Source organism: Pseudomonas sp. 3HC3, assembly GCF_044904505.1.
In the GTDB taxonomy this organism is placed as follows: domain Bacteria; phylum Pseudomonadota; class Gammaproteobacteria; order Pseudomonadales; family Pseudomonadaceae; genus Aquipseudomonas; species Aquipseudomonas putida_Y.
The window spans coordinates 163609-176238 of record NZ_JADDRH010000007.1 but is presented as its reverse complement, the minus strand read 5'-3'; the positions used below and the strand labels follow the sequence as shown (position 1 = coordinate 176238).

General features: G+C 64.8%; 11 protein-coding genes. 8 read left to right on the top strand and 3 right to left on the bottom strand.

What is annotated here, in order from left to right:
• Positions 1-24: 24 nt before the first annotated feature.
• Positions 25-738 (top strand): GntR family transcriptional regulator, encoded by a 714-nt coding sequence (locus tag INQ47_RS13375; protein WP_252459799.1) that lies wholly within the window; start codon positions 25-27, stop codon positions 736-738.
• Between the two features lie 6 nt (positions 739-744).
• Here the strand turns inward: INQ47_RS13375 and INQ47_RS13370 are convergent, their stop codons facing one another.
• Together INQ47_RS13370 and INQ47_RS13365 are read right to left on the bottom strand one after the other, a co-directional pair.
• Positions 745-1695 carry a PDR/VanB family oxidoreductase gene (locus tag INQ47_RS13370; protein WP_404701875.1) on the bottom strand — a complete coding sequence of 317 codons (951 nt, stop codon included), beginning with the start codon at positions 1693-1695 and terminating at the stop codon, positions 745-747.
• A 12-nt stretch (positions 1696-1707) separates the two neighbouring features.
• Complete coding sequence (locus INQ47_RS13365) at positions 1708-2775, bottom strand: Rieske 2Fe-2S domain-containing protein (RefSeq protein WP_404701874.1); 1068 nt, start codon at positions 2773-2775, stop codon at positions 1708-1710.
• Between the two features lie 281 nt (positions 2776-3056).
• Between INQ47_RS13365 and INQ47_RS13360 the strand changes: the two genes are divergently transcribed.
• From INQ47_RS13360 to INQ47_RS13350, 3 genes are read left to right on the top strand one after another with little or no spacing between them, the layout of a single operon-like run.
• Complete coding sequence (locus INQ47_RS13360) at positions 3057-3722, top strand: ABC transporter ATP-binding protein (protein WP_404701873.1); 666 nt, start codon at positions 3057-3059, stop codon at positions 3720-3722.
• Positions 3722-6181: an ABC transporter permease gene (locus INQ47_RS13355; protein WP_404701887.1), complete on the top strand. Its 2460-nt coding sequence runs from the start codon at positions 3722-3724 to the stop codon at positions 6179-6181. Before INQ47_RS13360 ends, INQ47_RS13355 begins: the two co-directional genes overlap by 1 nt.
• Positions 6171-7229 (top strand): lipocalin-like domain-containing protein, encoded by a 1059-nt coding sequence (locus INQ47_RS13350; protein WP_404701872.1) that lies wholly within the window; start codon positions 6171-6173, stop codon positions 7227-7229. Before INQ47_RS13355 ends, INQ47_RS13350 begins: the two co-directional genes overlap by 11 nt.
• Positions 7230-7282: 53 nt before the next feature.
• Here INQ47_RS13350 and INQ47_RS13345 read toward each other — a convergent pair whose 3' ends face one another.
• On the bottom strand, positions 7283-8029 hold the full coding sequence (locus tag INQ47_RS13345) for an enoyl-CoA hydratase-related protein (protein WP_404701871.1): 747 nt from the start codon (positions 8027-8029) through the stop codon (positions 7283-7285).
• A 116-nt stretch (positions 8030-8145) separates the two neighbouring features.
• Between INQ47_RS13345 and INQ47_RS13340 the strand changes: the two genes are divergently transcribed.
• From INQ47_RS13340 to INQ47_RS13325, 4 genes are all read left to right on the top strand, one after another.
• Entirely contained in the window at positions 8146-8790 is a 645-nt protein-coding gene (locus INQ47_RS13340) for a TetR family transcriptional regulator C-terminal domain-containing protein (RefSeq protein ID WP_014756232.1), read from the top strand.
• A gap of 74 nt (positions 8791-8864) precedes the next feature.
• The gene (locus INQ47_RS13335) at positions 8865-9581 is read left to right on the top strand and encodes a response regulator (RefSeq protein WP_103462352.1); all 717 of its coding nucleotides are present in this window, start codon (positions 8865-8867) and stop codon (positions 9579-9581) included.
• Entirely contained in the window at positions 9578-10360 is a 783-nt protein-coding gene (locus tag INQ47_RS13330) for a substrate-binding periplasmic protein (RefSeq protein WP_404701870.1), read from the top strand. The genes INQ47_RS13335 and INQ47_RS13330 overlap by 4 nt, the downstream gene beginning before the upstream one ends.
• Positions 10357-12609, top strand: a complete 2253-nt coding sequence (locus tag INQ47_RS13325; protein ID WP_404701869.1) for an ATP-binding protein — start codon at positions 10357-10359, stop codon at positions 12607-12609. The genes INQ47_RS13330 and INQ47_RS13325 overlap by 4 nt, the downstream gene beginning before the upstream one ends.
• Positions 12610-12630: the final 21 nt, after the last annotated feature.

Sequence of the window (12630 nt, the reverse complement as noted above, 5' to 3'; positions counted from 1 at the left end):
CTCATGTCTGTGGAAGTAGCCTGGATGAGCAAACCCGGTCAAATGGTGCTGGTTGCGCTGCGCAAAATGATCGCTTCGGGCGAGCTGGCGGCCGGCGAACGCTTGATGGAAGTCCCAACCGCTGAACTGTTCGGCGTTTCACGCATGCCGGTGCGCATGGCATTTCGCACCCTCGAACAGGAAGGCCTGCTGGTGCGCTTTGGCGGCCGGGGGTTTCAGGTGCGCTCGGTCAGCGCCGACGACATCGCGGGGGCGGTCGAGGTGCGTGGTGTGCTGGAGGGGTTGGCTGCGCGTCAGGCTGCAGAGCGTGGCTTGTCGGTGCAAGCACGCGCTGCGCTGCAACAGTGCCTGGTCGACGGCGATCAGCTGTTCGACAAGGGCTTTGTGAGCGAAGACGACTTGCAGGCTTATCACGACCTGAACATGCGTTTTCATCAGGTGATCATCGACGCCAGCCACAACCCGGCCATTGCCGTTGCCCTGGCGCGCAACGACCACCTGCCGTTCGCCTCGGTCACCGCACTGGCGGTGGATCGCCATGATCTGGCCCGTGAGTACCGGCGCTTCAACTTCGCCCACATGCAGCACCACGCTGTGTTCGATGCCCTGGTCAACCGCCAGGGTGCCCGCGCTGAAGCGATCATGCGCGAGCACGCCAATGCCACCTTGCGCTATGCCGAAACCTTTGGCGGGGCAGCGGCAGACGCGGGCATGAAAGTCATCCTGCCCTCGTCGTAAGCCGGGTCAGATATCCAGCACCAGCAGCGGCGTCTTCGAGCGCGAGCAGCAGGGCGTGAACTGATCGTTCAAGGCCTGCTCCTGTTCGGTGAGAAACAGATCGCGATGGTCCGGTGTGCCCTGCAGCACGCGTGTCAGGCAGGTGCCGCAAATACCCTGCTCGCACGACAGGGCGATCTCGATACCGTTTTCTTCCAGCACCTGCACCACGCTCCGATCGGCCGGCACCTCGAACACCTGGCCCGTGCTGCCCACCTGCACCGAGAAACTGCCGTCGTTGCTGGCATCCACCGGCGCTGCGGCGAAGTACTCGCGGTGCAGGTTGGCCTCCTGCCAGCCCAGCCCCTTCGCGCTGTCCAGCACATGCTGCATGAAGCCGCCTGGCCCGCATACATACAGGTGCACATCATCTTGCGGGTTGCCCAGCACCTGGGCGATGTCCAGCGCTGTTTCCGGCTGCTCGTCAAAATGCACGAACAGCCGATCAGCGAACGGCGCACTGCGAATCCGCTCGACAAACGCTGCACGCTCGCTGGAGCGGGCACAGTAGTGCAGCTCGAAGGCCTGGCCGCTGTGGGACAGTTGCTCGGCCATGCACAGGATCGGGGTAATGCCGATGCCGCCAGCAAACAGCAAACTGCGCTGAGCCCCCTCGGCCAGCGGGAACAGGTTGCGCGGCGCACTGATACGCAACCGGGTGCCGGCCTGCACCTGCTCGTGCAGGCTACGTGAACCGCCCCGCGAAGCCGGGTCGTTGAGCACGCCAATCAGGTAGCGATGGCGTTCTTCGGGGTGGTTGCACAGCGAGTACTGGCGCACCAGCCCGTCGGGCAGGTGCACGTCGATATGCGCGCCGGCGCTGAACGCCGGCAGCAGGCTGCCATCTGCCGCTGCCAGCTCGAAGCTGCAGATACCCTGGGCTTCATCGTTACGGGATACCACTACGGCATCGATCATGTCGGCTGTTCCTCAGGCAGGGGTGGCGCTGGTGGCGATCAGTTGCGGCTGCGGCGCACGCTCTTTGGCGATGATCCGCTCCAGCACCTTGCGTGACTGCACGCCGCCGGCATCGATGTTCAGCTTCAGCAAGTTGCGCTCGGGGTGGGCCAGCAGGTTCTGCTGCTGGCGTTCGAGCATTTCCAGGTCTTCGCTGAAAATCTTGCCCTGGCCCTCCCGGATGTTGTCGGTCAGGGTCTGGTCATGCGCAGCGAAGTTGCGCGCCATGCCCCAGAAGTACCAGATCGAGGTATCGCTTTCCGGGGTGATGAAGTCGACCACGATGCTCGACGCCTTGTGCCGCGCATCGGCGTGGTAGCCACCCTTGCCGGCATGCGCCACGCCCACTTCGATCAGTACATGGCTGGGTGGGGTGAAACGGCAGATCTGCCAGCGGTCCACCGGTACATCGTCGGCCAGGCCGTTGCCACGCAAGGCCATGCGCCAGAAGGGCGGCGCCATGATGTTTTCCATGTGCCGGGCGGTGACCACTTCGTCGCCGGTGACGGTGGTGACCGGCGGTGCTTCGTCGATCTCCTTCTGGCCGATGCTGGACGCGTGCACATAGGTTTCATGGGTGAGGTCCATGAGGTTGTCGATCATCAGGCGGTAGTCGCAACCGATGTGGAACAGCCCGCCGCCGTAGGCCCACTCATCATTCACCGCCCATTCCAGGTGCGGAATCAGCGCCGGGTCGGCCTGCGCCTGGTCGCCAGGCCAGACCCAGATGAAGCCATAGCGCTCGACAGCCGCAAAGGTCTTGTTGCAGGGGAAACCACGCACCCGCTGGCCCGGCATCGACACAGTCTTGCCGTCGCAACCCATGACCAGACCGTGGTAGCCGCACACCAGGTTGCCGTCCTCGACATAGCCCAACGACAACGGTGCGCCGCGGTGCGGGCAAAAGTCCTCGACGGCGGCCACTTGGTTCTCTTGCGCGCGGTAGAACACGATTTTTTCCCCGCAGATCTGCCGGCCCAGGGGTTTGGTGGCGATCTCATCGGGGGTGCAGGCGACGTACCAGGTGTTTTTGGGGTACATGGGAGGCTCTCCGGGGTTTTGTTTTTATTTAATGGATCCATTAAGGCTGCGACTGGAGTGCGAGGTCAATGCATTTTGCTTGAGAGATGTGGATTCTGTGCGATTATCGGTTTTTAGTGGATCCATTGATGGGGCGCGGCTGCGATTCAAGGTGGCGGCTGCGGCAGCACGTCGTCTGAACAGGAAAGCTCCGGCGAGATCGATCAATGCGGCCGGTGCAGGAGCAGGCCTGGCCGAACCTGCTATGCCTTAAGGGACACCCAACCCATCAAGGCCACTCGATGCTAGCCATCGAACAACTCTACAAATCATTCCCCACCCCTCAAGGCCCGCTCCCCATATTGCAGGGGGTCGATGTGCGCCTGGCGCGGGGCAGCAGCCTGGCGCTGATGGGCGAGTCGGGCAGCGGCAAGAGCACTTTGCTGCACCTGGTGGCCGGCCTGGACCGAGCTGACAGCGGCCGTATTCTGATCGACGACGTTCCGCTTGACGGCCGTTCGGAAGCTTCCTTGGCGCAGTGGCGGCGGGAAGGGATCGGCCTGGTGTTTCAACAGTACAACCTGATCAGTAGCCTGGACGTAGGCCTGAACCTTACTTTCCAGGCGCGCCTGGCCGGGCGGCATGACCCGCATTGGGCGGCTTACCTGGCGCAGCGCCTGGGCCTGGCGGACCTGCTCGGGCGATACCCGGAACAACTGTCTGGCGGCCAGCAGCAGCGGGTCGCCATCGGCCGTGCGCTTGCCGGGCGCCCGGCCTGGCTGCTGGCTGACGAACCGACCGGCAGCCTCGATGAAGCCAGCAGTGACGAGGTGTTGAGTTTGTTGCTGCAGTTGGTCGCCGAAGCCGGCAGCGGGGTACTGATGGTGACCCACAGCCCGCGGCTGGCGGCGCGTTTGCAGCACCGTTGCTACCTGCAGGCCGGCCGTGTGCGGCCCGAGCAGGGATGATGAAGCTTTTGTCGCTGGCGCTGTTGGCGCTGCTCAGCCACTGGCGGCGCCATCGTGTGCAGTGCTTCAGCATCTTCACTGGCCTGTGGCTGGCCACGGCGTTGTGGACCGGTGTGCAGGCGTTGAACAGCCAGGCACGCAGCGACTATGCCCGGGCCAGCGCGGTATTGACCGGGCCGCTGCAGGCGCAACTGATCGCGCGCAATGGCGAGCGCTTCGATCAGGCGTTGTACGTGCAACTGCGCAGGCAGGGCTGGGCTGTTTCGCCGGTACTGGAAGGGCGCTTGCGCTTGCCGGGCGAGCCCGCACGCAGTGTGCGGCTGATCGGCATCGAGCCGTTGAGCCTGCCGCCTGCCAGCCGCATTGCCGGGGTGCAGGTGCAGGCATTCGACCTGCAAGCGTTCATCGGCACGCCCGGGCAAGCCTGGGTTGGGCCAGATACCTTGCGTCAGCTGGGCACAAGCCCCGGGCAGCCGACCCGCGACAGTGAAGGGCAGTTGCTGCCGCCTTTGGTTTTGCAGCCTGCGCTGGCACCTGGGGTCATCGTGGTGGACATCGGCCACGCGCAGACGTTACTGAACGCACCGGGGCAGCTGTCCCGTCTGCTGCTGGCCGATACGCCCGGGCCGTTGCCTGCGGATATCGCCCGCTACCTTGAACTGCAGCCGCGGCAGGACGATGGCGGCTTGCAGCGCCTCACCGACAGTTTCCACCTCAACCTGACCGCGCTCGGCCTGCTGGCGTTCGTCGTCGGCTTGTTCATCGCCCACGCTGCGATCGGTCTGGCGCTGGAGCAGCGCCGTGGGCTGATCCGCAACCTGCGCGCGTGCGGCGTCAGCCTGAAGACCCTGCTGTGCGCCCTGGTGCTGGAGCTGGGCTTGTTCGCGGCACTGGGTGGGCTGGCCGGGGTGGCCAGTGGTTATGCATTGGCCGCATGGCTGCTGCCTGACGTGGCCGCCAGCCTGCGTGGTCTGTATGGCGCCCAGGTCGCTGGCACGTTGAGCCTGCCGGCGGGGTGGTGGCTGCTGGGTGTGCTGGTGAGTGTACTCGGGGCATTGCTGGCTGGGCTGCAGAGTGTAATGCGTGCTGCCCGTTTGCCTTTGCTGGCGCTGGCGCAACCCCAGGCCTGGCGGCTGGCGCAGGGGCCATGGTTGAAACGTCAGGCTTTGATAGCGGGCTTGCTGCTGTTGCTGGCCTTGGCCTGTGGCGTGTTCGGGGCTGGCCTGCTTAGCGCGTTCGGCATGCTGGCAGGGTTGCTGCTGGCAGCGGCGCTGTTGTTGCCGGCCTTGCTTGATCGGGTACTGGCCTGGCTGGCGCGTTGTTGCCACCGGCCATTGGCGCAATGGTTCGTGGCTGACAGCCGCCAGCAGTTGCCAGCCCTGAGCCTGGCGTTGGTCGCCCTTTTGCTGGCGCTGGCTGCCAGTGTTGGCGTGGGCAGCATGACCGAGGGTTTTCGCAAGACCTTTGTCGGTTGGCTTGACCTGCGCCTCTCCGCCGACCTGTATGTCACCCCACGGGATACGGCCCAAGGCTTGCAGATAGTCGAGTGGCTCAAGCAGCAACCTGTGGCCAGCGTGGTCCTGCCCGGCTGGCGCGCAGACATGCAGCTGCAAGGTTGGCCGGTGCAAGTGCAGGGCATTGTCGATCACCCCGCCTATCGAACGCGCTGGCCATTGCTGGAACAGCATTCGCGCGCCTGGCAGCGACTGGCCAGCGGACAAGCCGTGATGCTCAGTGAGCAGTTGGCCAGGCGACTGAACCTGCAACTGGGCGACAGCCTGCAACTGCCCGTAGACACGCCAGCCTTGCCCGTGGTGGGGATCTATGCCGATTACGGCAACCCCAAGGGGCATGTACTGGTCAATGCCGGCTGGTTGCGCGCCCACTGGCCACAGGCAACCCTGGCCGGCTTGAGTGTCGACCTGAGCGCTGAACGGGTGCCGGTGCTCAAGGCCGCGCTGCAACAGCACTTTGCCCTGGATGACAGCCGGGTGGTCGAGCAGGCGCGCCTGAAACGCTGGTCGACCGACGTGTTCAACCGCACCTTTGCCGCCACCGCAGCCCTCAACAGCCTTACCCTTGGCGTGGCCGGTGTGGCGTTGTTCATCAACCTGCTGACCCTGAGCCAGGCCCGGCTGGGCCAGTTGGCGCCGCTGTGGGCGTTGGGGGTGCGGCGCATGCAACTGGTCTGGCTGAGCCTCGGGCAGACACTCATGCTAAGCAGCTTCACCGTGCTGCTGGCAATACCGCTTGGGCTGTTGCTGGCCTGGTGCCTGGTCGCGGTGGTGAACGTGCAGGCCTTCGGCTGGCGCTTACCGCTGTATGTGTTCCCTGTGCAACTGCTGCAGTTGACCGTGCTGGGCATGCTCACCAGCCTGCTGGCCTGCGCCTGGCCGCTGTGGCAGCTGGCGCGCCGCCAGCCGCGCGAACTGTTGAGGCCATTGGCCGATGAAGCTTAATGCGTGGCTGTTGCTGACCGGGTTGTTGTTGTGCGGCTGTGATCAGCCTGCACCACAAAGCTATGCCGGGCTCGGGCAGCAGGCTGGCGAATTCAGCCAGGTGACCCGCGATCATCGTCTGGTATTCCCGCATGACCACGGCCCCCACGACGGCTTTCGTATCGAGTGGTGGTATGTCACCGCCAACCTCAAGGACGCCCAGGGCCGAGATTGGGGCGCCCAGTGGACACTGTTCCGCTCGGCCCTGCGCCCCGGCCCGGAGACCACCGGCTGGAACAGCCCGAACCTGTGGATGGGGCATGCAGCACTGACCGGGCCGGGTGGCCATCAGGCTGCGGAAACCCTGGCGCGGGGTGGTGTCGGCCAGGCCGGCGTGCAGGCCCAGCCGTTTCGGGCATGGATCAATGACTGGGTGTTACAAGGCCAGGGCGGTATTGAACAGCTGCAGATGGCCGCAAGTGGCGACGGTTTTCGCTATGACTTGCAGTTGCACAGCGATCTTCCTTTGGTGCTGCATGGGGAGCAGGGCTACAGCGAAAAATCAGGCAAGGGCCAGGCTTCGTACTATTACAGCCAGCCGTTCTACCAGGTCCAGGGGCAAGTCCAGCGTGGCAGCCTGTGCATCGCGGTTACCGGGCAGGCCTGGCTGGACCGGGAATGGAGCAGCCAGCCGCTGGCGCCCGGACAGACCGGCTGGGACTGGTTTTCCCTGCACCTGGACAGTGGCGCCAAGCTGATGCTGTTCCAGGTGCGGGAGGCCCACGGGGAACCGTATCGCGCCGGGACCTGGGTAGGGCCACAGGGGGAGGTGGTGGCGCTGGACGCGGCACAGATCCGCCTGCAGGCGCTGGCCTGGTCTGCGCAGAAAAACGGCAAGCAGGTACCGACGCGCTGGCGGGTACAAGTGCCGGAGCATGGGGTGGATGTGCAGGTCGATGCCGTTGAGCCGCAGGCGTGGATGCAGACACGGTTCCCGTATTGGGAAGGGCCGGTACGCTTGAGCGGAAGTGCGGGCGGGCGCGGATATCTGGAGATGACCGGGTACTAGTGCAACAACGTTCAAGCAAGACAGTTGCGCCCATGAAGATCGCGCCAGCCCCTTCAATCCTTGATCATCCCTCGCAGCACGGCCCGCGCTTCTTCAGTACGCAAGCATTCGATGAACAGTCGGCTTTCCCGCGCCACCGTGGCCTCCAGCTCCGCCCGCTGGCTGTCCTTGAGCAGCCGCTTGCTGATCCGCAGTGCCGCCTGCGGGTAGCCTTGCAGCTGCCGCGCCAGCGTGCGGGCAGCGTCCAGGCACTGTTCGCCGTTTTCATGCAGCTCATTGGCCAGCCCCCAGGCCAGCATCTGTTCGCCATCCAGCAGCGCATTGGTCAGCAGCAAGCGTGCCGCCCGGGCCTGGCCAAGCACACGCGGCAGCAGCAGGCTGGAACCAAACTCCGGGCACACACCCAGCGGCGCGAAAGGCATGCGCAGCTTGGTCGAGCGGCTGACCAGCACCTGGTCGCAGTGCAGCAACAGGGTGGCCCCGATGCCGATCGCCGCACCACTGACCGCTGCGATCAGCGGCTTGTCCAGGCCCATGACCACCCGCATCAGGCGGAACACCGGGCTGTCCAGGTCGCTGGGTGGGTTGTCGAGGAAGTCGCGAAGGTCGTTGCCAGCGCTGAAGCAGTGCGGCCCACCGGTGATGATGATGGCATCGACAGCGGGGTCCTCACTTGCCGCCAGCAACAGGTCACCCAGCAGCTGGTACATGGCAGTGTTCAGGGCATTGAGCTTGTCGGGGCGGTTGAAGGCCAGGGTCAGCAGGCCTTGGTCCAGCTCGCGTGTGATCAGGTCGTTCATGGCAGCCGCTTTTGTTGTTGTGAGGGGGCCCTGCCGGGCAGTGGCGCTTAGGGTTTATCACGCAGTCCGGCTTGTTGTACAGTCGTTCAGCCCAGCCCCCAAGCAGAGACCCACCGATGACTCAGGAAGCCCGCTACCATCGCATGTTGCCGGAATTGCGCAAAGCCAACCTGGTCGAGGCGACCCTGGTGTGCCTCAAACGCCATGGTTTCCAGGGGGCTTCGATCCGCAAGATCTCGGCCGAGGCCGGGGTCTCGGTCGGGCTGATCAGCCACCATTACGCGGGCAAGGACGAACTGGTGGCAGAGGCTTACATGGCCGTCACCGGTCGGGTGATGGGCCTGTTGCGCGAGGCCATGGCCCAGGCCGCGCCCAATGCCCGCGAGCGGCTGTCCGCGTTCTTTCGTGCCTCGTTCTGCGCCGAGCTGCTCGACCCGCAATTGCTCGATGCCTGGCTGGCCTTCTGGGGCGCGGTGAAGACCGCCGACGCGATCAACCAGGTGCACGACCACTCCTACGGCGAGTACCGCAACGAGCTTGGCCAGCTACTGGCTAGACTGGCCGAAGAGGAGGGCTGGCAGGGCTTCGATGCCGACCTGGCGGCCATCAGCCTGAGCGCCTTACTCGACGGCCTGTGGCTGGAGTCGGGCCTGAACCCCGGCACCTTCAGTCCCGAGCAGGGCGTGATCATCTGCGAGGCCTGGGTCGACGGCCTGCAGGCCGGTGGCCGGAGGCGCTTCAGCCTGCCCGAGGGCTGTTGATCACCTGTTCAGTAACGAGTACGCTGCTGTCGCGAGTGTGTAGAACAACACCAATAAAAAAGAGACAACACGCAATGACGCCTCGGGTATTGATCGTCGATGACGATCCGCTTATTCGTGACTTGCTGCAGGCTTACCTGTCCCAGGAAGGCTACGACGTACACTGCGCCGATACAGCCGAAGGGGCCGAAGCCCTGCTTGCCAGCCAGGATGTCGACCTGGTGCTGCTGGACATCCGCCTGCCCGGCAAGGACGGCCTTACCCTGACCCGCGAACTGCGGGTGCGCTCGGAGGTTGGCATCATCCTCGTCACCGGGCGCAATGACGACATCGACCGCATCGTTGGCCTGGAATGCGGGGCAGATGACTACGTGATCAAACCGCTCAACCCCCGCGAGCTGGTGTCCCGGGCGAAAAACCTGATCCGCCGCGTGCGCCATGCCCGCGAGGCGCACCCCACCCCGGCCTGTGCGCAATCGCTGAAGCAGTTCGCCGACTGGGCACTGGACACCGACCGCCGGCGCCTGATCGACGCCCGTGGCGGGCAAACCCTGCTGACCCACGGCGAGTTCCAGTTGCTCAGCGTGTTCTTGCGCAACAGCGGCCACACTCTCAGCCGCGATCAGTTGATGGACCAGATTCGCAACCGCGAGTGGGTGCCCAACGACCGCTCCATCGACGTGCTGGTCGGCCGCCTGCGGCGCAAGCTGCATGACGACCCGGCCGAACCGCAGTTGATCATCACCATTCACGGCACCGGCTACCTGTTCACCGCCAGCGTGGCAGCATGATTCCTCGCGCCTGGCAGTTGGCGCTGGCCTTGACGTTGCCCACCCTGCACGCCAGTGCCAGTGAGCCGGTGCGCTACTGCGACTACCCGGTGTACCCGCCCATTTCCTGGAGTGACGGCCACCAGGTGCGCGGCCTGGCCCCGACCGTGGTGCGCGAACTGTTCGCGCGCATGGGCTACGAGGTGCAAACCGTGGTGCTGGGCAACTGGAAGCGCTGCCTGATGGACGCCGCCGCCGGGCGGGTGGACGTGGTGCTGGCCTACAACAGCGACCAGCGTGACCAGCGCATGCGTTTTTCCACGGAGCCGGTGGTGCGCGAGGAAGTGGCCGTGTTCTACAACCGCAAGCGGCCGGTCCAGTTCCAGCAGCTGGAGGACCTGGCGGGTTACCGCGGCGGCCTGCTGTACGGTGAAAGCTATGGCGCCGAGTTCGATCGCTTCGTCGCCCGCCACCAGAACATCGAGCGGGTATCGTCCAGCCAGCAGAACTTTGGCAAGCTGATCCGCGGGCGCATCGACTATGTGATTCAGGAGCGGCGCACCGGGCTGCTGTTCATCGAACACCTGCCCGGGGCGCAGGATATTCGCGCATTGCCCACGGCACTGAGCGTGGACTACCTGCGGGTGGCGGTATCGCGACAGTCACCCTTGAGCCAGCGCATGGCTGAAATCGATGCGCAGTTGCAGTGGATGAACCATGCGGGCGAGATCGCGCGTTGGCTGGAGCAAAGTGAGGTCACTTACCGCGACATGATCAACCTGCCGGCGGATGCACGATGATCCGCCTGCGCACCGATGGCCTGCTGCGCCGCCTGCTGCTGTTCATCCTGCTGTTCAGCTTGTGCTTCACGGTGCTGGCCAGCGGCGTGCAGTTGTACTTCGAGTACCGTCGCGAAATGCGGGATATAGAGGCACGCATGGCGTTGATCCGTGCTGGCTACCTGGCCAGCCTGGAACGCAGCCTGTGGGACCTCGACGAGGCGCAGCTGGATGTTCAGTTGCGCGGCCTGGTGGACTTTTCCGATGTGGCGCGGGTGCGTCTGCTCAGTGATGATTTCCCGCTGTTGCGCGGTGAGCCCGCCCCCCAAGGGCCGCTGCGCATCGAGCGCTTTCCCCTCGACTACCAGCCGCCCTCAGGGCCGGTCAGGCATCTGGGGGAGCTGGAAGTCAGCATCGACCTTGGCGCGGTACACCGGCGGCTTTACGCCACGGGCCTTGCCAGCCTGCTATGGATGGGCGTGTTTCTGTGCGGCCTGGCAGTGGCGTTGTCAGGGCTGTTCTACCGCCTGGTCACCCGCCACCTGCAAGTGATGGCCGAGTTCGCCCGCCGCATTGGCGCCGGCCAGTGGCAGGAGCCCTTGCGCCTTGGCCGCCGCCGCTCATCGCGCCCCGACGAAATCGACACTGTGGCCAATGCCCTGGACGATATGCGCCGTGCCATCCTCAGCGATATCGAGCGCCGTGAGCGTGACCGCCTGGAACTGCAGGACAAACGCGACGAATTGCAGGCCATGGTCGAGCGGCGTACGGCCAGCCTGGCTCGGGCCAAGGACGAGGCCGAGGCTGCCAACCTGGCCAAGTCGCGCTTCTTGGCGACCATGAGCCATGAACTGCGCACGCCGCTCAACGGTATTCTGGGCATGGCCGAACTGCTGCGCGGCGGGCGCCTGGAGGTCGCCGACCGCCAGCGTGTCGAGGCCTTGTACAAGGCCGGCGAAGGGCTGTTGGCAATTCTCAACGAAGTGCTGTATTTCGCCCGGCTCGAAGAAGGCGAGAGCCGCGCCGAACGGGTGGTGTTTTCCTTGCGGCAGTTGTGCCAGGAAGTGCTGGCGTTGCTCGAACCCATGGCCATGGAGAATGCCGACACCCTGCAACTGCAGGTCGATGAGCAACTGGCTGCGTACCAGTACGGTGCAGAGCAGTACCTGCGACAGGTGCTGAGCAATCTGCTGGCCAATGCCATCAAGTTCACTGAACACGGCCAGGTACAGCTTACGGTGCAGGTGCTTGCCGGTAACGAATGCTCGCAGCGCTTGCGGCTGTCGGTACGTGACAACGGTATCGGCATCGAACCCGCCGTTCAGGCAAAGATCTTCGACCGTTTCGTCCAGGCCAGCGAAGCGGTGACCCAGCGCTATGGCGGCACTGGCCTGGGCCTGGCGATCTGCAAGCACCTGGTGGAAAAACTGGGCGGTAGCATCGGCCTTGAGAGCGTTCAAGGGCAGGGCAGCTGCTTTTGGTTCGAGCTCGACATGGCTCGCGGGCAGCCTGCCTCGGCGGGTTTACCAGCCCCTTCGCCCTTGCCCAGCCTGGATATCCTGGTGGTCGAAGACGTTGCGCTGAACCGTGAGGTTGCCGGTGGCCTGCTGATGCGCGACGGTCACCGGGTAAGCTTTGCCGAGGACGCCGGGCAAGCCCTGCAGGCATGCGCGCAGCGGCGCTTCGACCTGGTTCTGCTGGACGTGCACTTGCCGGGCATGAGCGGGGTGGCGTTGTGCCGACAGTTGCGTACCTCGCCTGGGCCGAACCGCCACAGTCGGATCCTGGCGCTGACGGCCGGTGTGCAACCGGGCCAGGTAGCGGGTTATCTGGACGCTGGCATGCAGGGCGTACTGGCCAAGCCTTTGCGGCTGGACAACCTGCGCAGGGCGTTGGCTGACGTAGCGCCCGCTGCAGTGGCCAGCGCTGGCGCAGACATGGACTGGTCATTGCTCGACACCCACCGTTCACTGCTGGGGGAGCAGAAGTTGCAAGGCCTGCTGAAGGTCCTGCGCCAGTCACTGCAGCAGCACGCCACGGCGCTGGCCGAGGCGCTGCCAGCCCAGGACTTCACCGAAGTGCTGCACCTGGCCCACCGCCTGGCTGGCAGTTGCGATTCCCTGGGGTTTAGCGGGCTGGCTACGGTGTTGCGTGGTCTGGAGGAGGCGGCCCGGCAGCATGACCTACAGGCCATGCAAGCCCTCGGCAAGCCGCTGACCACCCAGCTAGGTCAGGCCAGTGCCACGCTGGAACAGTTGATCCAGGGCTGACGTACAAAAAACTTACGACTT

Excerpts from the sequence above, each read along its gene's own strand:
- INQ47_RS13325 (WP_404701869.1), top strand. The coding sequence starts at position 10,357 with ATGATCCGCCTGCGCACCGATGGCCTGCTGCGCCGCCTGCTGCTGTTC.
- INQ47_RS13370 (WP_404701875.1), bottom strand. The coding sequence starts at position 1,695 with ATGATCGATGCCGTAGTGGTATCCCGTAACGATGAAGCCCAGGGTATC.
- INQ47_RS13330 (WP_404701870.1), top strand. The coding sequence starts at position 9,578 with ATGATTCCTCGCGCCTGGCAGTTGGCGCTGGCCTTGACGTTGCCCACC.
- INQ47_RS13375 (WP_252459799.1), top strand. The coding sequence starts at position 25 with ATGAGCAAACCCGGTCAAATGGTGCTGGTTGCGCTGCGCAAAATGATC.
- INQ47_RS13360 (WP_404701873.1), top strand. The coding sequence starts at position 3,057 with ATGCTAGCCATCGAACAACTCTACAAATCATTCCCCACCCCTCAAGGC.
- INQ47_RS13355 (WP_404701887.1), top strand. The coding sequence starts at position 3,722 with ATGAAGCTTTTGTCGCTGGCGCTGTTGGCGCTGCTCAGCCACTGGCGG.
- INQ47_RS13335 (WP_103462352.1), top strand. The coding sequence starts at position 8,865 with ATGACGCCTCGGGTATTGATCGTCGATGACGATCCGCTTATTCGTGAC.
- INQ47_RS13340 (WP_014756232.1), top strand. The coding sequence starts at position 8,146 with ATGACTCAGGAAGCCCGCTACCATCGCATGTTGCCGGAATTGCGCAAA.
- INQ47_RS13345 (WP_404701871.1), bottom strand. The coding sequence starts at position 8,029 with ATGAACGACCTGATCACACGCGAGCTGGACCAAGGCCTGCTGACCCTG.
- INQ47_RS13350 (WP_404701872.1), top strand. The coding sequence starts at position 6,171 with ATGAAGCTTAATGCGTGGCTGTTGCTGACCGGGTTGTTGTTGTGCGGC.
- INQ47_RS13365 (WP_404701874.1), bottom strand. The coding sequence starts at position 2,775 with ATGTACCCCAAAAACACCTGGTACGTCGCCTGCACCCCCGATGAGATC.